The 22,137-nt window shown below is 67.3% G+C and carries 19 protein-coding genes; all 19 read left to right on the forward strand.

The window, feature by feature from the left end; genetic code table 11:
- Positions 1-5 precede the first annotated feature (5 nt).
- The 19 genes from flgK to IB227_RS00735 all read left to right on the forward strand — a co-directional run bounded on the left by flgK (position 6) and on the right by IB227_RS00735 (position 22,112).
- Positions 6-1,883, forward strand: coding sequence for a flagellar hook-associated protein FlgK (gene flgK / locus IB227_RS00645; protein ID WP_192285807.1), 1,878 nt, complete (start codon positions 6-8; stop codon positions 1,881-1,883).
- Positions 1,883-3,085: a flagellar hook-associated protein FlgL gene (flgL, locus tag IB227_RS00650; RefSeq protein WP_132863484.1), complete on the forward strand. Its 1,203-nt coding sequence runs from the start codon at positions 1,883-1,885 to the stop codon at positions 3,083-3,085. The genes flgK and flgL overlap by 1 nt, the downstream gene beginning before the upstream one ends.
- Before the next feature lie 79 nt (positions 3,086-3,164).
- The gene (locus IB227_RS00655) at positions 3,165-4,379 is read left to right on the forward strand and encodes a flagellin (protein WP_132863483.1); all 1,215 of its coding nucleotides are present in this window, start codon (positions 3,165-3,167) and stop codon (positions 4,377-4,379) included.
- Positions 4,380-4,654: 275 nt separating this feature from the next.
- Positions 4,655-5,887: a flagellin gene (locus IB227_RS00660; protein WP_192285809.1), complete on the forward strand. Its 1,233-nt coding sequence runs from the start codon at positions 4,655-4,657 to the stop codon at positions 5,885-5,887.
- A gap of 228 nt (positions 5,888-6,115) precedes the next feature.
- On the forward strand, positions 6,116-7,480 hold the full coding sequence (gene fliD, locus IB227_RS00665) for a flagellar filament capping protein FliD (RefSeq protein ID WP_192285811.1): 1,365 nt from the start codon (positions 6,116-6,118) through the stop codon (positions 7,478-7,480).
- Between the two features lie 90 nt (positions 7,481-7,570).
- The gene (gene fliS, locus IB227_RS00670) at positions 7,571-7,990 is read left to right on the forward strand and encodes a flagellar export chaperone FliS (RefSeq protein ID WP_132863479.1); all 420 of its coding nucleotides are present in this window, start codon (positions 7,571-7,573) and stop codon (positions 7,988-7,990) included.
- A 4-nt stretch (positions 7,991-7,994) separates the two neighbouring features.
- Positions 7,995-8,306, forward strand: coding sequence for a hypothetical protein (locus tag IB227_RS00675; RefSeq protein WP_192285813.1), 312 nt, complete (start codon positions 7,995-7,997; stop codon positions 8,304-8,306).
- Complete coding sequence (locus tag IB227_RS00680) at positions 8,303-8,869, forward strand: PilZ domain-containing protein (RefSeq protein WP_192285815.1); 567 nt, start codon at positions 8,303-8,305, stop codon at positions 8,867-8,869. The genes IB227_RS00675 and IB227_RS00680 overlap by 4 nt, the downstream gene beginning before the upstream one ends.
- A 78-nt stretch (positions 8,870-8,947) precedes the next feature.
- Positions 8,948-9,580: a response regulator transcription factor gene (locus IB227_RS00685; RefSeq protein ID WP_132863474.1), complete on the forward strand. Its 633-nt coding sequence runs from the start codon at positions 8,948-8,950 to the stop codon at positions 9,578-9,580.
- A gap of 263 nt (positions 9,581-9,843) precedes the next feature.
- On the forward strand, positions 9,844-11,253 hold the full coding sequence (rpoN, locus tag IB227_RS00690) for an RNA polymerase factor sigma-54 (protein ID WP_192285817.1): 1,410 nt from the start codon (positions 9,844-9,846) through the stop codon (positions 11,251-11,253).
- A gap of 13 nt (positions 11,254-11,266) precedes the next feature.
- Entirely contained in the window at positions 11,267-11,647 is a 381-nt protein-coding gene (locus tag IB227_RS00695) for a response regulator transcription factor (protein ID WP_192285818.1), read from the forward strand.
- Positions 11,640-13,097 carry a sigma-54 dependent transcriptional regulator gene (locus IB227_RS00700; protein WP_192285819.1) on the forward strand — a complete coding sequence of 486 codons (1,458 nt, stop codon included), beginning with the start codon at positions 11,640-11,642 and terminating at the stop codon, positions 13,095-13,097. The genes IB227_RS00695 and IB227_RS00700 overlap by 8 nt, the downstream gene beginning before the upstream one ends.
- Before the next feature lie 5 nt (positions 13,098-13,102).
- A complete protein-coding gene (locus IB227_RS00705; RefSeq protein WP_192285821.1) occupies positions 13,103-13,807 on the forward strand; it encodes an acyltransferase in 705 nt (234 codons plus the stop codon).
- Between the two features lie 60 nt (positions 13,808-13,867).
- Positions 13,868-14,320 (forward strand): adenylyltransferase/cytidyltransferase family protein, encoded by a 453-nt coding sequence (locus tag IB227_RS00710; RefSeq protein ID WP_192285823.1) that lies wholly within the window; start codon positions 13,868-13,870, stop codon positions 14,318-14,320.
- Positions 14,320-16,830, forward strand: a complete 2,511-nt coding sequence (locus tag IB227_RS00715) for an FkbM family methyltransferase (RefSeq protein WP_192285824.1) — start codon at positions 14,320-14,322, stop codon at positions 16,828-16,830. Before IB227_RS00710 ends, IB227_RS00715 begins: the two co-directional genes overlap by 1 nt.
- The gene (locus IB227_RS00720) at positions 16,827-18,107 is read left to right on the forward strand and encodes an ATP-grasp domain-containing protein (RefSeq protein WP_192285826.1); all 1,281 of its coding nucleotides are present in this window, start codon (positions 16,827-16,829) and stop codon (positions 18,105-18,107) included. The genes IB227_RS00715 and IB227_RS00720 overlap by 4 nt, the downstream gene beginning before the upstream one ends.
- Positions 18,104-19,618 carry a glycosyltransferase gene (locus IB227_RS00725; protein ID WP_192285828.1) on the forward strand — a complete coding sequence of 505 codons (1,515 nt, stop codon included), beginning with the start codon at positions 18,104-18,106 and terminating at the stop codon, positions 19,616-19,618. The genes IB227_RS00720 and IB227_RS00725 overlap by 4 nt, the downstream gene beginning before the upstream one ends.
- An 84-nt stretch (positions 19,619-19,702) precedes the next feature.
- The gene (locus tag IB227_RS00730; protein WP_192285830.1) at positions 19,703-20,833 is read left to right on the forward strand and encodes a DegT/DnrJ/EryC1/StrS family aminotransferase; all 1,131 of its coding nucleotides are present in this window, start codon (positions 19,703-19,705) and stop codon (positions 20,831-20,833) included.
- Between the two features lie 16 nt (positions 20,834-20,849).
- On the forward strand, positions 20,850-22,112 hold the full coding sequence (locus tag IB227_RS00735; protein WP_225591548.1) for a CDP-glycerol glycerophosphotransferase family protein: 1,263 nt from the start codon (positions 20,850-20,852) through the stop codon (positions 22,110-22,112).
- Positions 22,113-22,137: the final 25 nt, after the last annotated feature.

Here is a 22,137-nt window from a genome sequence, read left to right on the forward strand (position 1 = left end):
CGTCCATGTCCAGTGTTCTTTCCACCAGCACCAGTGCCCTGATCGCGTTCCAGCGCGCCCTGGCAACGGTCAGCAACAACGTCGCCAACATCAAGACCGACGGATACAGCCGGCAGACCGTGGACTTCGCCACGGCGCCCTCGGTCAACGTCGGCTATGGCGATGTGGGCACCGGTACCCGCATCGTGGACATCCGTCGCGTCGCCGACCAGCTCGCCATTTCGCGGCTGCTGGACAGCAGCGGCGAACTGGCGCGGCTGGAAAAGCTGTCCACGCTGTCCGATCGCGTCGATGCGCTGCTCTCCGATACCGCGACCAACGTCACCGGGGTCTGGTCCAAGTTCTTCGATGCCGTCAACGGCCTGTCCTCCAACGCTGCGGCCACCACCGAACGCCGCGACATGCTCGACAGTGCGTCCACCCTGGTCGATCGCTTCAAGCAGCTCAACAACAGTCTGGACAGCCTCAACAGCGAGGTGAACAACGGGCTGCTGGCCGCGACCACCGAGGTCAACCGGCTGGCCGCCGAGATCGCCCAGCTCAATGGTGCGATCGGCAGCAAGGGCAATGCCGCCGCGCCGGACCTGCTGGACCGCCGCGACCAGCTGATCACCCAGCTGGTCGGCTACACCGGGGGTACGGCGGTGATCCAGGATGGCGGCATCACCAATGTCTATTCGGCCGGCGGCCAGGCGCTGGTGGTCGGCTCGACCGCCTCGCAGATCACCACCGCCGCCGACCCCTACCAGCCCGAGCGCCTGCAGCTGGCGATCAAGACCCAGGGCATGACCATCGTGCTGGATGGCAATGCGCTCGGTGGCCAGATCGGCGGCATGCTCGAGTTCCGCGACCGCGTCCTCACCCCTGCCCAGAATGAACTGGGCAGGATTGCCGTCGGCATGGCCACCACGTTCAACCAGGCCCACGCCGAGGGCATGGACCTGTACGGGGACATGGGCACGGACTTCTTCAACCTGGGCGCGCCCAAGGTCAGCGCGCACAGCGGCAATACCGGCAGCGCCACCCTGACCGCCAGTTATGGCGACCTGGCCGCCCTGGATGGCCAGAACATCCTGCTCAAGTACAACGGCACCGGTTGGGAGGCCACCCGCGCCGACACCGGTGCCAGCGTCGCCATGACCGGCACCGGCACCGCAGCCGACCCGTTCGTGGTCAATGGCGTGCGCTTCGAGGTGGGCGGTACCCCGGGATTGAATGATCGCTTCCTGCTGCAGCCCACCGGCGCGGCGATCACCGGGTTGTCGGTGGCCATCACCGATCCCTCGCGCATCGCCGCGGCCAACCCGGTCAAGGCCGGAGCGGACCTGGCCAACACCGGCACCGGCGTGCTGGGCAAGCTGGATGTGCTCGACGCCTCCGACCCGGCCCTGCTCAACCCCGCCAGCATCGAGTTCATCGACGCCAACCAGTACACCATCGACGGCGCCGGTCCCTTCACCTACACGCCAGGCCAGGCCATCAGCGCGAACGGCTGGAGCCTGGTGCTGGACGGCAAGCCCGCCGCCGGTGACACCTTCACCATCGGCAAGACCGGCCCCGGCTCCAGTGACAACGGCAACGCCTCGCGCCTGGCCGGCGTGGAGGATGCCAAGGCGCTCAGCGGCGGCACCGTCACCCTCAACGGCGCCCTCGGTGGCCTGACCACCCAGGTCGGTGCGGCGGCACGTTCGGCCGAATACTCGCTGCAGGCCCAGCAGGTCATCAACGACAACGCGCAGGCCGCGCGCGACTCGGTGTCCGGGGTGAACCTGGATGAGGAAGCGGCCGACATGCTCCGCCTGCAACAGGCTTACCAGGCTGCTTCGCAGCTGATCTCCACGGCAGAAAACATGTTCCAGACAATCCTCAGGGCGGTGGGCTGATGAATACCCGCATCTCCAGCAGCATGATCTACGACCGCTCGGTGGCGCTGATGCAGTCCAAGCAGAGCAAGCTGTCGCACCTGGAGCAGCAGCTCTCCACCGGCAGCAAGATCGTCACCGCCAAGGACGACCCGGTCGGCGCCGGTACCGCGGTCGGCATGGACCGCATGCTGGCCGAACTGGAAAAGCTCGGCGCCAACGCCAACACCGTCCAGAACCGGCTGGGCCTGCAGGAGAACGCCCTGGCCCAGGCCGGCGAACTGCTGCAGCGCATCTCCGACCTGACCATCCAGGCCAACAACGCCTCGCTGTCCAGCGATGACCGCAAGGCTGTCTCCAGCGAGCTGAAGTCGATCAAGCAACAGATGCTGGCGCTGGCCAACACCACCGACGGCAATGGCCGCTACCTGTTCGGCGGGGCCTCCGATGGCGATGCCCCGTTCACGCTCAGCAATGGCGTGGTCACCTACAACGGCGACCAGATCCAGCGCAAGGTCGAAGTGGCGCCGGGCACGTTCGTCAGCGACGCACAGCCCGGCAGCGAGATCTTCCTGCGCATCCGCACCGGCGACGGGACGGTCGACGGCAGCGCTGCGGCCACCAACACCGGCAAGGGCGTGCTCACCGACCTGAGCCGCGACGGTTCCGGCAGTTGGGACGGCAGCAGCTATACCGTTCGCTTCACCGCCGCCGACAGCTACGAGATCGTCGACGCGAGCAACACCGTGGTCAGCACCGGCACGTACACCAGCGGCGACGACATCACCTTCGGGGGGCTGCGCATGCGCATCGAGGGCGAGCCTGCGGCGGGCGACGAGTTCAGCGCCGGGCAGGCCCAGAGCCGCGACGTGTTCTCCACCATCGACCGGCTGGTACAGGCACTGGACATGGACGTGTCCACCGAAGCCGGCCGTACCGCGCAGCAGAACGGGCTGCAGGCGAGCCTGCGTGATGTCTCGCGCGCGGCCGAGGCGATGATCGATGCACGCGCCGCCGGCGGCGCGCAGTTGAAGACCATCGACGACGCCGCCTCGCTGCGCGAGGCCAACACCGTCACCCTGAAAAGCTCGCTGTCGCAGTTGCGCGACGTCGATTACGCCGAGGCCATCGGGCAATACAAGCTCGAGGGTGCGGCGCTCCAGGCGGCCCAGACCATCTTCACCCAGATGCAGTCGATGTCGCTGTTCAACATGATCCGCTGACCCACCTGACGGCAGCCGCACTGCCAAACCGAATCACCGCATCGCCTGATGCAGGCATAGAACACAACGGAGAAGTCCCATGGCACAAGTCATCAACACCAACATCATGTCGCTGAACGCCCAGCGCAACCTGAACACCAGCGGCACCAGCCTGGCGACCAGCATCCAGCGCCTGTCCTCGGGCCTGCGCATCAACAGCGCAAAGGATGATGCGGCCGGCCTGGCCATCTCCGAGCGCTTCACCACCCAGATCCGTGGCCTGGACGTGGCCGTGCGCAATGCCAATGACGGCATCTCGCTGGCCCAGACCGCCGAAGGCGCGATGGTGGAGATCGGCAACAACCTGCAGCGCATCCGCGAGCTGGCCGTGCAGTCGGCCAACGCCACCAACTCCGACACCGACCGCGAGGCGCTGAACGCCGAAGTGCGCCAGCTGCTCTCGGAGGTCGACCGCGTCGCCAACCAGACCAACTTCAACGGCACCAAGCTGCTGGATGGCAGCTTCGCCGGGGCCCTGTTCCAGGTCGGCGCCGACGCCGGCCAGACCATCGGCATCAACAGCATCGTCGACGTCAACACCGACACCATCGGCACGGCCGGCTTCGCCGGTGACATGACCGGCATCGGCGCGGTGCCCTCGGCCGCCTCCGGCACCGCCGTCGGCAAGGTCTCCGGGATCACCATCAGCGTCCAGGCCGCCGGTGCCAGCAGCGCCACCCAGATCAAGATCGACGACATCAAGGTCGACGTGGGTGACACCGCCGCCGACATCAACCGCAAGCTCACCCAGGCCATCAACGACAAGCTGGACCAGACCGGCCTGTACGCCTCGGTGGACGGCACCACCGGCGAGCTCACCTTCCAGTCGCTCAAGGCCGGCCAGACCATCACCGCCGCCAACCTCGGCACGCTGACCGGCGGCACCGGCCTGACCTACACCGGCGGTGCCTTGACGGTGCCGACCACCATGTCCACCCAGCATGCCGAGGACCTGGACATCCGCGACTTCACCGGCGCGCAGCGCGCACTGGAGATCGTCGACAAGGCCCTGACCGCTGTCAGCAACTCGCGTGCGGAGATGGGCGCGATCCAGAACCGCTTCACCTCCACCATCGCCAACCTCACCACCACCTCGGAAAACCTGTCGGCCTCGCGCAGCCGCATCCGCGACACCGACTACGCCAAGGAAACCGCCGAGCTGACCCGCACGCAGATCCTGCAGCAGGCCGGTACCGCCATGCTGGCACAGGCCAACCAGCAGCCGCAGAGCGTGCTGAGCCTGCTGCAGCAGTAACCGTTGCAGCGAGGCAAACAGGAAAGGCCCCGGCATGCCGGGGCCTTTTCGTTTGGGGGCGACCATGCCGGGGCACCCGCTTGCCGGCGCTGCCGGCTGCTTTTCCGGCGCCCTGCCCGGCGGAAAAAAAACCTTGTCGTCGGGGCCTAAAGCTGCCGGGGTGTGTGCCGTTATTGATATCAGCAGCGGTACTGCGGCGCCCTACGCCACCCCCACTGCATCCAGTACCGGTCAGGTTGAGCTGCCGGATCAAACGCCAAAAAGGAATCCGAATCATGGCACAAGTCATCAACACCAACATCATGTCGCTCAATGCTCAGCGCAACCTGAACACCAGCGGCACCAGCCTGGCCACCTCGATTCAGCGCCTGTCCTCGGGCCTGCGCATCAACAGCGCCAAGGACGACGCCGCCGGCCTGGCGATTTCCGAGCGCTTCACCACCCAGATCCGCGGCCTGGACGTTGCCACCCGCAACGCCAACGACGGCATCTCGCTGGCCCAGACCGCCGAAGGCGCGATGGTCGAGATCGGCAACAACCTGCAGCGTATCCGCGAGCTGGCCGTGCAGTCGTCCAATGCCACCAACTCGACCACCGACCGCGAAGCGCTGAATTCGGAAGTGAACCAGCTGCTGAAGGAAATCGACCGCGTCGCCAACCAGACCAACTTCAACGGCACCAAGCTGCTGGACGGCAGCTTCTCCGGCGCGCTGTTCCAGGTCGGCGCCGACTCCGGCCAGACCATCGGCATCAACAGCATCGTCGACTCGAACATCGACACCCTGGGCAAGATGAACTTCGCCGCCGACACCACCGCCGTCAGCGTGGTTGCCTCCGGCGCCGCCGCCACCGCCGCAGGCAAGATCTCCGGCATCAAGGTCAGCGTGCAGGCCGTTGGCGCGAGCAGCGCCAAGGACATCACCATCGAGGACGTGAAGTTCGAAGCCGGTGAAAGCACCACCTCCATCAACAAGAAGGTGGCTGCCGCCATCAACGACAAGATGGACCAGAGCGGCGTCTACGCCGAAGTCGACAGCAACGGCGCTATCAGCCTGAAGGCGGTCAAGGGCAACCAGTTCACCACCGGCTTCACCTTCGGCACCATCAGCCCGGCCACCACCGGCCAGACGACCGGCCTGACCTCCGGCGGCACCGCCTTCACCGCCCAGGACGCCACCGCCGTGTCCAGCCAGAAGGTCGCCGGCACCCTGGACATCTCCACCTTCATCGGTGCCCAGCAGGCGCTGGAAGTGGTCGACAAGGCCCTGACCGCGGTCAACAGCTCGCGCGCCGACATGGGTGCGATCCAGAACCGCTTCAGCTCGACCATCTCCAACCTGTCCACCACCTCGGAAAACCTGTCGGCCTCGCGCAGCCGCATCCGCGACACCGACTACGCCAAGGAAACCGCCGAGCTGACCCGCACGCAGATCCTGCAGCAGGCAGGCACCGCGATGCTCTCCCAGGCCAACAGCTCCACCCAGAACGTGCTGAGCCTGCTGGGCTGATCCCCGCCGGCGCCGCCGCAAGGCGGCCCTGGAGGCAGCAACAAACGCAGACCCCCGCCGCAAGGCGGGGGTTTGTGCGTTGGTGGCGCCGGGCCGGCCTGCGGCAACGGCACGCCACTTGCATCCACACGGGGAGCCCTGCGCGCGCCCGCCTAAAGAAACGGCCCGGGCGTGCCGATACCGAGGATGCCTGTACGGGCGTCCGCACGCCACGACCAAGGAAACTACATGGCCTCCTCATCCCTCGCTGCCGTCGGCTCCGGACTGGACATCCCGACCCTCGTCGCCCAGCTCGTGGCTGCCGAACGCAAGCCGGCCGAGACCCGCATCAACAACCAGGGCACGAAGGCGACCACCCAGTTGTCGGCGCTGGGCAACATCAAGAACTCGCTGAGCAGCCTGCAGTCGGCGCTGGAAGCGATGGCCAAGAGCGCCACCAACGGCGCCTACAAGACCAGCATCAGCGATACCGCCACCAGCTTCAGCGCCACGGTGGTGACCGACTCCAACGGCAAGACCAACGCCACCGCCGGCACCTACGAGGTCGAAGTGGTGCGGCTGGCGCAGAGCCAGAAGCTCAGCTCCGGCGCGTTCGGCGCCGATGCCAAGGTGGGCGACGGAAAGCTGACGTTCGCCTGGGGCGAAGAGACGCTGGACGTGGACATCGCCGAAGGCAGCACGCTGACGCAGATCGCCGCCGCCATCAACAAGGCTGCTGGCGGCAAGGGGGTCAACGCCACCATCATCACCGCCAACGACGGCCAGCACCTGGTGATGAACGCGGTCAATGGCGGCACCGAAGGCGCACTGACGGTCACCGCCAGCGGCGGCAACGGTGGCTTGTCGGCGCTGACCTGGGATGGCACCAGCGGCGGCATGACCGAGAACATCGCACCGGCCAACGCACTGGTGCGGGTGGACGGCTTCGAGCGCGAGTCCAGCAGCAACACCATCACCGACCTGCTGCCGGGCGTCACGCTCACCCTGAACAAGGCCGAGGAAGGCACCAAGCGCACGCTGACGGTGGCTGCGGACAACTCCGGCCTGAAGATCAACACCCAGGCCTTCGTTGCCGCCTACAACACCACGGTCGGCCTGCTCAAGAGCAGCAGCGCCTACGACGCCACCAACGACAAGGCCTCCGCGCTGACCGGTGACTCGCTGGTACGCGGCCTGCAGCAGCAGCTGCGCGGCGAAGCCAGCGCCAGCATGCTCGACCTCAAGGCCCTGGGCGTGACCGTCAACAAGGACGGCACCCTGGCCTTCAGCACCACCACGTTCGACGCGAAGGTCGCCGAGGACCCGTCCGCCGCCCGCAAGCTGCTGGGCAGCGACGGCTCGTTCACCTCCAGCCTCAGCGCCATGCTCAAGACCAACCTGGGCAGCAACGGCACGCTGACCCTGCGCACCAACTCGCTGACCAAGCAGATCAGCAAGCTGGAGAAGGACCTGGACGACCTGGATGCGCGGATGGAAAAGGTCTCCGCGCGGTATACCGCCCAGTTCACCGCCATGGACACGGTGGTGGCGAAGATGCAGAGCACCAGCGATTACCTCAGCCAGCAGATCAGCGCGCTCAACAAGAAGAGCTGACCGGCCGGCAGCGCCCTTCCCCACGCACACCAATACGACCACTTTTCGCCAGCGCCGGCCCGGCCATGACGAAGCCCCAAGGAGAACCCCATGTACGGTGCCAACCGCCACTATGCCGAGCAGTACCGCAAGGTCGGCGTCACCAGCCGCGTCGTCGACGCGGACCCGCACCGCCTTGTCGCCCTGCTGCTTGAAGGCGCGGGCGAGCGCATCCGTCGCGCCGAAGCCTGCCTGGCCAACGGCGACCAGGCATTGAAAGGCAAGGCGATCGGTGAAGCCTGTGCGATCATCGGGCACCTGAATGGTTCGCTGGACCACGAAGCCGGCGGCGAGATCGCCGGCAACCTGTCGGCCCTGTACGACTACGTCATGCAGCGCCTGACCGAAGCCAACCTCAACAACGACGCGGTACCGCTGCAGGAGTCGCTGTCGTTGATCGGCGAGATCGAGAGCGCATGGAACGCCATTCCCCAGGAACAGCGCACCCTGCCTACCGCACCTGGAGCCTGATGCCATGAACAACGACGCGAGCGCCCTGCTGCAGGCGCTGCACGTGGACCTGGACCTGATCAAGAACGCGATCGAGGCCGAGGACCATGCCACCACCGAGCGCATCGTCGGCGAACACGACCAGCGCGTGCGCGACTACCTCCACGCCCATGGCGCCCACAGTGCTCCGCAGGCGCTGCAGAACCTGCTCGAACAGCAGCTCTCGCTGACCACGCGCATGCGCCAGCTACGCGATGAAGCGGCCCAGTACCTGCGTGCCGAGCGGCAATCCACCCGCGCGGCGAACGCCTACCTGCAGGCCGGTACGCTGGCATGAGCCACGATGGCGCCGCCGCTGCCGAAGGCACCCTGTTCGACGATACGCTCAGCTGCGATGTCGTCGTGCCGGTGCAGTTCACGGCCGGAGCACGCGTCGCCCGTCCGGGCACCTCGGAGATGCTGCTGCGCAGCGTCGCGCTGGTCGAGGATTCGCGCAGCAGCGACGACGGCGACGAGCGCAGCGACACCAGCGCGCAGCTGCAGCGCCTGGAGGCCCGCATGGACCTGGCGTTGGTCCTGCTCGGTCGCCTGCTGCAGCAGGCCAACCCGGCCCTGCCAGTCCGGGCGGTGCGCTGGTCACGGCATGGCCTGCGCCTGGATCTCGAGCAAACCACCGCACTGGCACCCGGCAGCGCCGGGGTGATCCAGCTGCAGCCGGCCGACTGGTTGCCCGACCACATCGAACTGCCCGCCACCGTGCTGGCCGAGGCCCCCCAGGAGGGCGGCAGCCGGTTGTGGCTGGGCTTCACCGGCCTGGGCGACAACCTGAACGCAGCGGTCGAACGGCACCTGTTCCGCCTGCATCGGCGGCAGATCGCCGACAGCCGCCGCAATCGTTGATTGCCCTCCTTTAGTTGACTGGCGTCACACGTCGCGCTCGGCTAAGGTGAGGGACTTCTAGGGGGAAGACCGTTCCACGTGCGCGTTCTCATTGTCGATGACCACACCCTGGTCCGGGCGGGACTGAACCGGCTGCTGCAGAGCTTCGAAGGCGTGCAGGTGGTCGCCGAAGCCAGTGACGCCGCGCAGGCCCTGGACCTGGCCCTGCTGCACGTTCCCGACCTGATCCTGATGGACCTGTCGCTGCCGGGCCGCACCGGTCTGGAAGCGCTCAGTGACATCCGTGCCCGCCAGCCGCAGGCGCGGGTGGTGATGATGTCCATGCACGACGATGCCGGCCACGTCCGCGACGCCCTGGACCGCGGTGCGGTCGGCTTCGTGGTCAAGGACGCCGCTCCGGCCGAACTGGAGCTGGCACTGCGCGCCGCGCACGCCGGACAGGTGTTCCTGAGCCCGCACATCTCGGCCAAGATGCTGGCCCCGCTGATCAACCGCGAGCGGCCCACGGGCATCGCCGCGCTGTCGCCACGGCAGAAGCAGATCCTGCGTCGGCTGGGCAGTGCCCAGACCACCAAGGAGATCGCCGCCGAGCTGGGCATCAGCGTCAAGACGGTGGAAACCCACCGCGCCCGCATGATGGAAGCGCTGGGCTGCCGGCGCGCGAATGACCTGTTGCTGTTCGCCGTGCGGCACGAGAAGGATCTTGGCTGACGTCAGGTCACTGACCGAGCATGTTCGTTGTCACAGATTCGAATTTCCGTCGCCACTTACTGGAACTACGATAAGAATCAATGACCTATCCGGAATTCCGCGGCTCGCCGCGCCAGAAAAATGACGATTTGTAAGGTTTTCCCCTACGCAAAGTGGGGGCAATCAGGACAGCCCTCAGGGCTTCCCTGATTTCAGCGTCGGCACTCCGCCACGCAAGATGCGTTCCACAACGCGGCCTTCACACAGCGCCGCCGGGGAATCGCATGAAAGCCACACTCTCTGCCCAGTTGGGCCAGCAGCTCCATCTCACGCCTGCCCTGCTGCAGTCGATCCGCCTGTTGCAGCTCAATGGCATGCAGCTGGAGCTGGAAGTCCGCCAGGCGCTGGAAAGCAATCCGTTGCTGGAGCTGCAGGACGAGCAGGAAGAGAGCCCGGCCACGGCCAATGGCAACGACGCGCGGGTGGAAACGGCCGCGTTCGACGAACTGCCGGAGAGCTCGATGTGGGACGTGGCCGGCGGCGGCTGGAATGACGGCGAGGATGACCGCATGGCGCGCATCGCCGCCGGCGAGTCCACCGACCCGCAGCTGCGCGTGCTCAATGCACTGGCCCTGGAGCTGGACGCATCCGACCTGGCCATCGCCAGCTTCTGGCTGGAGCACTGCGATGACGCCGGCTACCTGCAGGGTGCCCTGGCCGAGCTGACCCGCCTGGCCAGTGCGCGCCTGGACCGCACCGCCAGCGACGTGGAAGCCGTGCGCCAGCGCCTGCTGCACGGCGAGCCGGCTGGCATGGCCGCGACCGATCTGCGCGAGTGCCTGCTGGCACAGTTGGCCGCGCTGCCCGGCGTGGTGCCGGCGCGCCACCTGGCCGCGCGCCTGCTCGATGCCGACCTGCAACTGCTGGCCAACCATGACTACGCCGCCCTGGCCGTTGCACTCGATGCCGAGCAGGACGACGTCCTCGAGGCGTTCCGGCTGATCCTGTCGCTGCAACCGCGGCCGGGGGACAGCCTGCAGCCGCAGCAGGACGAGGCCATCCTCCCCGACGTGGTGGCCTGGCACGCGGACGGGCAATGGCGCGTCGCGCTGAACCCCGCCACCACCCCGCGCATCGCCATCAACGCTGGCTACGAACGCGCCCTGGCCGACAACGGCAGCGAGGCCGCGCAGCCCTTGCGCGACATGCTGCAGGAAGCCCGCTGGCTGACCCGCGGCCTGTCCATGCGCTACGACACCCTGATCCGCACCGCCCGGGTGATCGTCGAGCGCCAGGCCGCGTTCCTGGTCCAGGGCGATGAAGCAATGGCGCCACTGACCCTGAAGGAAGTGGCCGACAGCATCGGCATGCACGAGTCCACGGTCTCGCGCATCACTTCCGGCAAGTACCTGCAGACGCCGCGCGGCACCTTCGAACTGAAGCATTTCTTCGCCGTCCGCCTTGAGGGCGCCAGCGTCTCCGGGCAGGCGGTCAAGGCCATGGTCAAGCGCCTGATCGACGCCGAGCCGGCCGGCCGGCCGCTGGCCGACGAGGCCATCGCGGGCCTGCTCTCGCGCCAGGGGGTAAACATCGCACGTCGTACCGTCGCAAAATACCGCGAACAACTCGACATCGCCCCGGCACGCGAACGCCGCCGCCAGGGCACCAAGCCGCTGCTGGCCCGCGTGGGCTGAACAAAGGAATTCCATGAGCAAGCTCACCGTACTGCTGGTTGATGACCACGAAGGCTTCATCAACGCCGCCATGCGCCACTTCCGCCGCATCGAATGGCTGGAAGTGATCGGCAGCGCCGCCAACGGCCTGCAGGCCATCGAACGCTCCGAGGCGCTGCGCCCGCGCGTGGTGCTGATGGACCTGGCCATGCCGGAGATGGGCGGGCTGCAGGCCACGCGCCTGATCAAGACCCAGGATGACGCGCCGTACATCGTCATCGCCAGCCACTTCGACGATTCCGAGCACCGCGAGCACGCCCTGCGCGCCGGCGCCGACAACTTCGTCAGCAAACTCTCTTACATCCAGGAAGTCATGCCGATCCTGGAGGCCCTCAAGGAGCAAGGCGATGAGTGAGTCACGCATCCTCGTCATCGATGCCGACGCGGTTCGCGCCGAACGGACCCTGTCCCTGCTGGAGTTCATGGACTTCACCCCGCGCTGGGTCAGCGACGCGCAGGACATCGACACCAGCCGCCACCGCAGCAATGACTGGATGGCCGTGGTGGTCGGCACGCTGGAAGACGCCGACCTGGCCGCCGGCTTCTTCAACTGGCTGGCCGCCGCGCCGCTGCCGCCGCCGGTCCTGCTGGGCGAAGGTGACCCGCTGGCGTTCTCGCGCCACTACGGCCTGCACGAAGCCAATGTCTGGCCGCTGGAGCAGCCGATGCGCCTGGCGCAGGTGGAAGCCCTGCTGCGCCGTGCCAGCCTCAAGCGGCTGGACACCGAGCACCAGTCCAGCGCCATCGACGACAACGGCCCGACCGGCACCAGCCCGGCCGTGACCGAGCTGCGCCAGCTGATCGAGCAGGTCGCCAACTTCGACACCACCGTGCTGGTGCTGGGCGAATCGGGTACCGGCAAGGAAGTGGTCTCGCGCTCCATCCACCAGCGCTCACCGCGCCGTGATGGGCCGTTCGTGGCGATCAACTGCGGCGCGATCCCGCCGGACCTGCTCGAAAGCGAGCTGTTCGGCCATGAGAAAGGCGCTTTCACCGGTGCGCTGACCGCGCGCAAGGGCCGCTTCGAGATGGCCGAGGGTGGCACCCTGCTGCTGGACGAGATCGGCGACATGAGCCTGCCCATGCAGGTCAAGCTGCTGCGCGTGCTGCAGGAGCGCAGCTTCGAGCGTGTCGGTGGCAACCAGACCATCCGCTGCAATGTGCGGGTGATCGCCGCGACCCACCGTGACCTGGAAACGCGCATCAGCGAAGGCAAGTTCCGCGAGGACCTGTTCTACCGCCTGAACGTGTTCCCGATCGACGTGCCCGCGTTGCGCGAGCGTACCGCCGACATCCCGGCACTGGTGCAGACCATCGCGGCCCAGCTGGCCCGCACCGGCCGCGGCGAAGTCCGCTTCGCCGACGAGGCCCTGCTGGCGCTGGCCGGTTATCCCTGGCCCGGCAACGTGCGCGAACTGACCAACCTGGTCGAGCGCCTGGCCGTCCTGCACCCGGGCGGGCTGGTGCGGGTGCAGGACCTGCCCAGCCGCTACCGCGGCGACGGCACCATGGCGGCCTCGGCCAACCCGGTCGACGAGCTGGCGGTACAGGCGGTGCTGGCGGCAGCCCGTGCGCCGACCGCCACGCAGGCCAAGGCGGCGGCGTTCAAGCCGGCCAGCCTGCCCAGCGAGGGGCTGGACCTGCGCGACCACATGGCCGGCATCGAGCTGACCCTGATCAACGAGGCGCTGGAACGCACCCAGGGCGTGGTCGCCCACGCCGCCCAGCTGCTGGGCCTGCGCCGCACCACCCTGGTGGAGAAGCTGCGCAAGTACGGGATCGAGCGGGAACAGGTAGCAGACTGATCGTGATGGATTCCAGGCAAGCAACACTCGCCGCGCCCGAACGCAGTGAGCTGCGCGATGAACGTGGCAACCGCGTCATCGCACCGGTCGGGCTGAACAGCCTGACCACCGTGTTCAAAGGCCACAACTGCACGCTGGAAATCGACCCGCGTGCGCGCCTGGTGAACACCGCCGTCGAGTTCCACGGCTCCAATGCACACTGCCGGATCGGCGCCGCCGGCCCCGCCGGCAGCCTGTCCGCGCTCATCCGCCTCGGTGAGGATTGCGTCATCACCATCGGTGCCGGGGTGACCACCACGGCGCGGACCTTCATCGCCACCAGCGAAGGCGGCCGGGTGACGGTGGGGGACGACTGCATGCTGGCCTCGGAAGTACAGTTGCGCGGTGACGATGCCCACCCCATCTTCGATATCCACACCGGCCTGCGCATCAACCCGGTCGAGGACATCGTCATCGGCGCCCATGTCTGGCTGGCGTTCGGAGTGTGCTGCCTGGGCGGTGCACGGATCGGCGATGGCAGCGTGATCGGCATGGACAGCGTGGTCACCGGGCCCATCCCGAACAACTGCGTGGCCGTGGGTGCGCCGGCACGGGTGGTGCGTCGCGACGTCGCCTGGGAACGTCCGCACCTGTCGATGGCGCAGCCGCCCTACAAGCCCGATGGGGACAGCGTCCCCCGCTCTGCCTACTGGAACGCCACCCGCGATTGAGGCCCACGGCACGGATCTTGCCTGTCACAAGGCAATCATGGCCGTCTGGAATCGCACATCATGGCGCTTGTTCTGACCTACGGGACGTTCGATCTTCTGCACGTGGGGCACGTGAACCTGTTGCGTCGTGCCCGTGAGCTGGGCGACCACTTGCTGGTCGGCCTGTCCTCGGACCGGTTCAACGCCATCAAGCGCAAGACCGCAACCCAGTGCTACGCCGACCGCGAGGCCGTGCTGCGTGCGATCCGCTATGTCGACGATGTCTTCCCCGAGGACAGTTGGGAGCAGAAGGCCACCGACATCCAGCGTTACGGCGCGGACATCCTGGTGATGGGCTCGGACTGGACCGGGCACTTCGATGCGCTGGCCCGCCATTGCCAGGTCCGCTATCTGCCGCGCACCGAGGACATCTCCAGCTCCGCCCTCAAGGCACGCATCCGCCTGGATGGCTTGGACCCACCACCTGCCGACAATGCACCGCAGGCCACTGCCCTGCTCGCCGGAGTGCGCTGATGCTGCCTGTCTTCCATATCCACGCCCTCGCCGGCGAGGGCCGCGACCTGTGGCTCCACCTGCAGCCGGCCCCGCGTGGCATCAGCGCCCTTCGCCTGCGCCGCCGTGACGGCAAGCGCTGCGTGCCGCTGGACGTCCTGCTCGAAGGCGATGCCGCGCGCACGCGCTTGCCCGGCCCGGCACTGCTGGAAGACACCCCCCAGCGCTGGGATGTGCAGATCGAAGTGGGCAATACGGGTCAGTTCCAGCAGTTGATCGGAACCACCGCTGATGGCGCGGACCGCCACTTCTTCCGTGATGCCGTGCAGGCCCATGGGCTGTCGGCCTACCTGAGCGACAGCGCCAGCTCGCTGGCCTTGTTCACCGCGCCGCTGGAGCAGCACGCGATGACCGTCGAAGCGGAGAACCTGCGCGCTGCGTTTCCCTCCCTGCTCGAACAACTGCCCTTGCAGGAGGACCTGGTCCTGTTCGAGAGCTTCTTCGGCAGGGCATACGCCGGCAACCCCCGCTATATCTACGAGGCGCTGCGCCGGATGCGCCCGGACCTGCGCTGCGTCTGGGCCTACAACGGAGACGAGCAGATCCCGGGAAATCCGCAGCGGGTGATCCGCGGCTCCGCCGAGTACCTCCGCCTGCTCGCGCAGGCCAAGTACCGTGTCAACAACATCCTGTTCACCGCGCACGGGCGCAAGCCGCAGACGCGCTACCTGCAGACCTGGCACGGCACGCCGTTGAAGCGGCTGGGCTACGACATCACGGTGACCGGGCCGGAAGTGGAGGCACGCGACAACCTGTACCGCGAATCCCGTGCCTGGACGTTGCTGTTGAGCGAGAACCGCTATTCCAGCGATGTGCTCCGGCGGGCCTTCCGTTACGACGGCCCGATCCTGGAAGCCGGCTACCCCGTGGCCGATCCACTGGTAGCCCCGGTCAGCGCACGGGAGGACACCCTCGCCCGGCTGGCGCTGCCGTCCGGTCATCGTTTCGTGCTGTATGCCCCCACCTGGCGCGACAGCCAGCAGGTGGGGCATTGGCAGTTCGACTTCGACCTGCAGCTGGATCTGGTGAAGGTCGCCGCGGCCCTGGCACCGGACCAGATCCTGCTGCTGCGCGGCCACCACCTGGTCAGCACGGGGCTGCAGGACCTGGCGCTTCCGGCCAATGTGCGCGATGTATCGCACGTGGACGATGCCAGCGAGCTGTGCGCGATCGCCGACGTGCTGATCACCGACTACTCCTCGATCTTCTTCGACTACGCCACCACTGGCCGGCCGATCCTGTTTTATTGCTACGACCTGGAGCATTACGCCGAACAGGTCCGCGGCTTCTACCTGGACATGGCCCAGGACCTGCCCGGGCCAATCGCACGCAGCACCGAGGAGCTGGTGGCCTTGTTGGCGGACCTGCCCGCCGTCCAGGCTACCCACGCGGACCGCTACGCGGCTTTCCGGGAGCGCTTCTGCGCGCTCAACGACGGCAGCGCCGCCGAGCGCGTCGTCGATGCGTTCTTCGGCCCGTTCCCGTCACCCAGTCGGTTCCTGTCCGACCTGGTGGCACTGGCTGGCAACGGCCCGGCAGAAGACGATGCGCGCCTGCGAGGCCTGATCCAACGCTATCTGGCGGACGCCGAGGCAATCTCAACGCTGCTGTACGAGCGGCTGAGCCCTCCCGAGCAGGAGCGCTTCCTGGTCTGGTTCCTCAAGCGCTGGGCCGGCATCGACCGCGTTGCCCCGGGGGAACTGGCGCACTACCTCGCCGAGGTCGATCGCATCCGCGCCGAGCCCCGCCCGCCGATCACCATCGGTGACGGCCAGTACGTGCTGCAGGACCTGCGCCCGCAGGGCCATGACTTCCGCCTGGCCAGCTATGCGTGGGCATTGAGCATCCACGACATCCTGTTCGACCAGTACCAGAGTGAGGATTTCCGCGTCCGCCCGGGCGAGGTCATCATCGATGCCGGCGGGTTCATCGGCGACACCGCCGTCCTGTTCTGCGCCAAGACCGGCAACGATTGCCAGGTGCACGCCTTCGAGCTGCTGGACGAGAACATCGCCCTGTTCGAGCACAACCTGCAACTCAACGGCGTGGCCGACCGGGTCGTGCTCAACAAGCGGGCGTTGTCCGACCACAGCGATGGCTCGCTGCTGATCAGGCAGGCCAGGCTGCAAGGTGCCACATCGGTCGGTGCCGGGGACGGCCCGGGCGAACGCATCGCCACCATCACCCTGGACGACTATGTCGCCCAGCACGGGCTGCAGCGCGTGGACCTGATCAAGATGGACATCGAGGGATCGGAGATCCCCGCGCTGCTGGGGGCCGTGCAGACCATCCGCCGGTTCCGCCCCAAGCTGGCGCTGTGCCTGTACCACAAGTGGGACGACGTGCTGACCATCCCCCGCTTCATCGCCGGACTCGGCATCCCCTACCGCTTCAACTTCAAGTGGGTGCAGCTGCCACAGGGCTGGGAAGCCGTCCTGCTGGCACAGCCCTGCGAGGAAGCACGGCCATGACGGTGAACGTGCTGGTCTTCCCCTGTGGCTCGGAGATCGGCCTGGAGATCCATGCTGCCCTGCGCCATGCCAAGGACGTCAGCCTGCACGGTGCTTCGTCGGTACCGGACCATGGCGAGTTCGTCTATGCGCGGTACCGCCAGATCACGGCACAGGCCGACTCGGCCGAGCTGGTTTCCCAGCTCAACGCACTGATCGATGCATGGAGCATCGACCTGGTGGTGCCGGCGCATGACAGCGTGATCCCCGTGCTCGCCGACAACCAGCAGCGGCTGCATGCCCCGGCGATGGTGCCCGAGCCGGCCATGGCCGCGACCTGCCGCAACAAGAACCTGACCTACGGGCGGTTGCAGGGCTTGGGCATCGTGCCGCGCCGCGTCGAACTGGGCAGCGCCGACTACCCGATCTTCGCCAAGCCGGCAGTCGGCCAGGGCAGCCAGGGCGCCGAGCGGGTGGATAACGACGAACGCCATCGGCTGCTGGCCGGCAGTGGCATCGAGTACGTGTTCAGCGAATACCTGCCCGGCACCGAGTACACCGTGGACTGCATCTCCAGCGCCGACGGCACCCTGCTGCATGCCGCTGCGCGGGTACGCGGGCGGGTCAAATCCGGGATCAGCGTGCGCACCGAGCCGGTGGCCACGGCCCCCGAGCTGGAGGCGATGGCACTGGCCATCGCTGCGGAACTGCGCCTGAAGGGCGCCTGGTTCTTCCAGGCCCGACGTGACCGGCAGGGCGTGCCCAAGCTGCTGGAAGTCGCCCCCCGCATCGCCGGCTCGATGGCGTTGAACCGCATGCGCGGCATCAACTATCCGTTGCTGGGCATCTACGCCTACCTGGGAAAGCCCTTCACGGTGCTGCCCCAGCACTACCCGCTGGTCATGGACCGCGCGCTCGGCAACCGCTGGCGGGCGGAGCTGGCCTATGAGCGTGTCTACCTGGACCTGGACGACACCCTGCTGGTGCGGGGCGCGCCGGAGCCGCAGGTGATGGCGCTGCTGTACCAATGGAACACGCGGGGAATCCCGGTGGTGCTGGTGACCCGGCACGCCACCGAGCCGGTGCAGACGCTCGCACGGCATCGCATCTGCGCAGATTTGTTCGAGCGGATCGTGCACCTGCGCGATGGCTCGCCCAAGAGCGCCGTGATCCCGCCAGGCGAATCCGCCATCTTCATCGACGACGCCTACCGCGAGCGCGCCGACGTGGCTTCCACGCGCGGCATCCCGGTCTTCGATGTGGATGCAGTGGAGCAGCTGAGGGAGGTTCGTGCATGACTCAGGCTGCCCTGCCCCGCGTCGACGGGACACCGCTGCTGTCGATCGTGGTGCTGGTCTACAACACCGCCCCGTTCCTGCGGGAGTGCCTTGATTCGCTGCTGGAACAGGACTATCGCAACATCGAGGTCATCGCCATCGATGATGCCAGCTCCGACGACAGCCTCGCGATCTGCCGGGAGTACGAGGCGCGCCACCCGAACTTCCGTTGCATCAGCAAAAACAACGAAGGTGGCGCGGTTTCAGGCAACCTCGGCGTGTCGCTGGCGCGTGGTCGTTACGTGGCGCTGGTTGACTCCGATGACGTGGTCACCGGCGATGGGTACCGCCTGCTGATGGAACAGGCCATGCAGGCCGACGCCGACATCGTCATCGGCCGGGCGGCACGACTGCAGGATGGCAAACTCTCGTCGGTGGCATTCCTGTATGAGCCGTATGTCTGGTCGCGGCGCCGCAGCTTCGACTCGGTGGACGGATTCCCCGACGTCATCCACGACTGCTTCTACTGGAACAAGGTGTTCCGTACCGATTTCCTGCGGGAGAACGGGCTGGGCATGGTCCCGGGCCTGCTCTACGCGGACCGCCCGTTCGTCCACCGCGCGTACTGGTACAGCCAGCGTACGGTGATCATCCCGGACCTGGTGTACCACTGGCGCCGGCGCCCCGAGGGCGCCATTGCGTCCATTTCGCAGAACATCCGCCAGGCCGACAACTTCATCGACCGCATCCGCTCGATGCAGCTGGAGTGGCAGGATTTCGATGACGTTCCCGCAGCGGCCGGCTACCGGCGCGCGATCGCCGTGGCCAACCTGCAGCGTGCCCTGCACGCCGCGCCTGGCATCGTGGCGTCTCCGAGCTTTCGCAAGGTGTTCATCGCGCAGATGCAGGAACTACTCGCACTGTATGGCGAGCTGGACTGCAGGGCGCTCGGTGCCAGGCGCTGCCTTTACCTGGAGCTGATCAGGCGCGGCGAGGTCGAAGCCCTGTGCTTCCTGCTCGGCGTGACCAGTGAACGGGGCTGGATCGCGGAAATCGAGGGTGCCTGCTATTGGAAGCAGCCCTTCCTGGACAACCCGGAGATCGCCCTGCCGCGCAGTGCCATGCGCCTGGAGTTCCCCAACATCGGCTTCTTCCGCCTCCGGGACATCTCGCTGGACGAGGACAGCCTGGACCTGACCCTGGACCTGCACGACCGGATCATGGCCGGTTGCCATGTCTGGTTCGAGCTGCATGCGATCCAGGGCGAAGGCAGTTGGGAGTTCCAGCCCGAAGGCAGGACCGCCGAGCACCGCTGGCGCTACCGGCTGGACATGCGGGCGCCGGACTGGAAGCCCGGCAACCTGTACGGGCTGGTCCTGCACTATCGCACCGCTGACGGCATCCACGGCCGCTACCGGATCGGCCCGGCGATGGTGCCGCCCGGATGGCCTGCCTCGCTCCCGTTGCGCTCGTCGCTGGGCAGCCTGCTGTTCTCGGCCGAGGCCGGTGGCATGGGACTGGCCGTCAACTGACCGGCGCCGCCCCCGCAGGCACGGGAGTTGCATGTCCCTGCTCGCCGGCACTCCGCCGAAGCCATGCCCCCGGGCCCGCCTGCGATGACGACCAAGAAGCCGATCCCGGTCACCAGCCCCCTGCTGCCCCCGCTGGAGGAATTCGTTCCCTACCTGGAACGGATCTGGGAAAGCCGCATCCTGACCAACGGGGGCAGCATGCACCAGGCGCTGGAAAAGGCCCTGTGCGCCTACCTCGGGGTCGAGCACATCGCGCTGTTCGCCAATGGCACGCTGGCGCTGGTCACCGCGCTGCAGTCGCTGCGCATCACCGGCGAGGTGATCACCACCCCGTATTCGTTCGTGGCCACCGGCCATTCGCTGTTGTGGAACGGCATCAAGCCGGTGTTCGTGGACGTGGACCCGGTCACCTTCAACCTGGATCCGGCCCGGATCGAGGCGGCGATCACGCCGCAGACCACTGCCATCATGCCGGTGCATTGCTACGGCACGCCCTGTGACGTGGATGCCATCGGCCGCATCGCCGACAACTACAACCTGCGCGTGATCTACGACGCCGCGCATGCCTTCGCCGTCGGCGATACCCGTGGCAGCGTGCTGCGGCACGGCGACCTGTCGGTGCTCAGCTTCCATGCCACCAAGGTGTTCAACACCTTCGAAGGCGGCGCCATCATCTGCCCGGATGCCCGCACCAAACAGCGCATCGATCACCTGAAGAACTTCGGCTTCGTCAACGAGACCACCGTGGTGGCGCCCGGCATCAACGGCAAGATGAACGAGGTCAGCGCCGCGTTCGGCCTGCTCCAGCTCAAGCACATCGACCGGGCGCTGGAACGACGCGCGGCCATCGATGCGCTGTACCGTCAGCGCCTGGCGGGGATCGCCGGCATGAAATGCCTGTCCCGGCCATCGGACGTGCGCCACAACCACGCCTACTTCCCGGTGCTGGTCGGCGACGACTACCCGTTGCAGCGCGACGAGCTGTACCACCTGCTGCGTGCCGAGAACATCCTGGTACGACGCTACTTCTACCCGCTGATCAGCGAGTTCCCGATGTACCGCGGCTTTCCGTCCGCAGCACCGGACAACCTGCCGGTGGCGCACACCGCCGCCCGCCAGGTGCTGTGCCTGCCGATCCACCCGGACCTCCCGGACGCCGAGGTGGACCGGATCTGCGACCTGCTGACCGCACATGCGCGGGTCCGCGCCGCGTGATGGAAGCTTGGCCGTGATGCCCGCATGGCTGGGGAAGCCGCTGCTGCTGGCGTGGCGGCTGCTGGACCTGCTGGTCCCCAAGCGCAGCGATCACTGGGCATTCTTCGACCATCCGCTCAAGCCCGGCCAGTTCATCGAGAACGCGCGCGCGGTCTTCGAGCAGGTGAAGGACGACCCGCGCGTCCATTGCCGGGTGTTCGTGCGCGGCGGCCAACGGCCGCCGGACGTACACGATGATGCGCACGTCCGCGTGGTCCGGCTGGACTCGCTGGCCGGCCTGTGGTCGCTCGCCCGCTGCGGCGTGTTGCTGCTGACCAACTCCACCGCCCTGGACATGTCACTGCCGTGGCGCAATGGTCGCTACGCTGCGCCTCGGCCCTGGCTGCACCGGCGCGTCACCATCAACCTCTGGCACGGCATTCCGCTCAAGCGGCTGTTCGCGCTGGCCAACCCGGACCAGCGCCAGCACGGCGACCGTGACCGGCATCGGCGCCGCGAACGCCGTTTCTACACCGGGCTGGTGGCCTCCTCGGCCATCGATGCCTATGCGATGGCGGCGATCTTCCATCCGCTGCCGCCGACGCATGTCTGGGTCACCGGGCTGCCACGCAACGACTTCCTGCGCATCGCCGAGGACGCCTTGCCGGTCGGCCTGCGCGAGGAAGCCAGCCGGGTACGGGCGCTGCGCGGCGAACGGCGCCTGGTGCTGTACGCGCCTACCTACCGTGATGCCAGCGTCGCCACCGAGCGTGCATACCGTTTCAGCGATGACGAGGTCGCGCAGTTGAAGCAGGTACTGCGCCGCCATGACGCGGTGCTCGGCCTGCGCGGCCACTATCTGGTCAACGCGCCGGCGCCACTGGACCCGGCCCGCCATCTCGATGGTGATGTGCTGCTGGACCTGGGCCATGCGCACTTCCAGGAAATTGCACCGCTGCTGCGCGAAAGCGCGCTGGTGATCACCGACTACTCGTCGGTCTACATCGATGCGCTCTACCTGGACCTGCCGGTGCTCGGCTTCGCCTATGACCTGGAGCACTACCGCACCCGCCAGAACGGGCTGCTGTACGACCTGGAGCTGGCGTTCCCAGGGCCGATGACCACCACCTTCCCGGCCCTGCTCACCGCGCTGGACGCCGCACTCGCACAGCCGCAGCACCCACCGGACGAGCGCTACCTCACCGCCCGTCGCCTGTTCTTCCAGCACCTGGATGCCAACAACTCCCACCGCGTGGTGCAACGGATCCACGCCGCGATCGCTGCAAACAGCCCTGCCTGATGCCAATGAACCCGTCCCCCTCCGC

This window comes from Stenotrophomonas sp. STM01, assembly GCF_014852135.1.
Taxonomy (GTDB): Bacteria; Pseudomonadota; Gammaproteobacteria; order Xanthomonadales; family Xanthomonadaceae; genus Stenotrophomonas; species Stenotrophomonas capsici.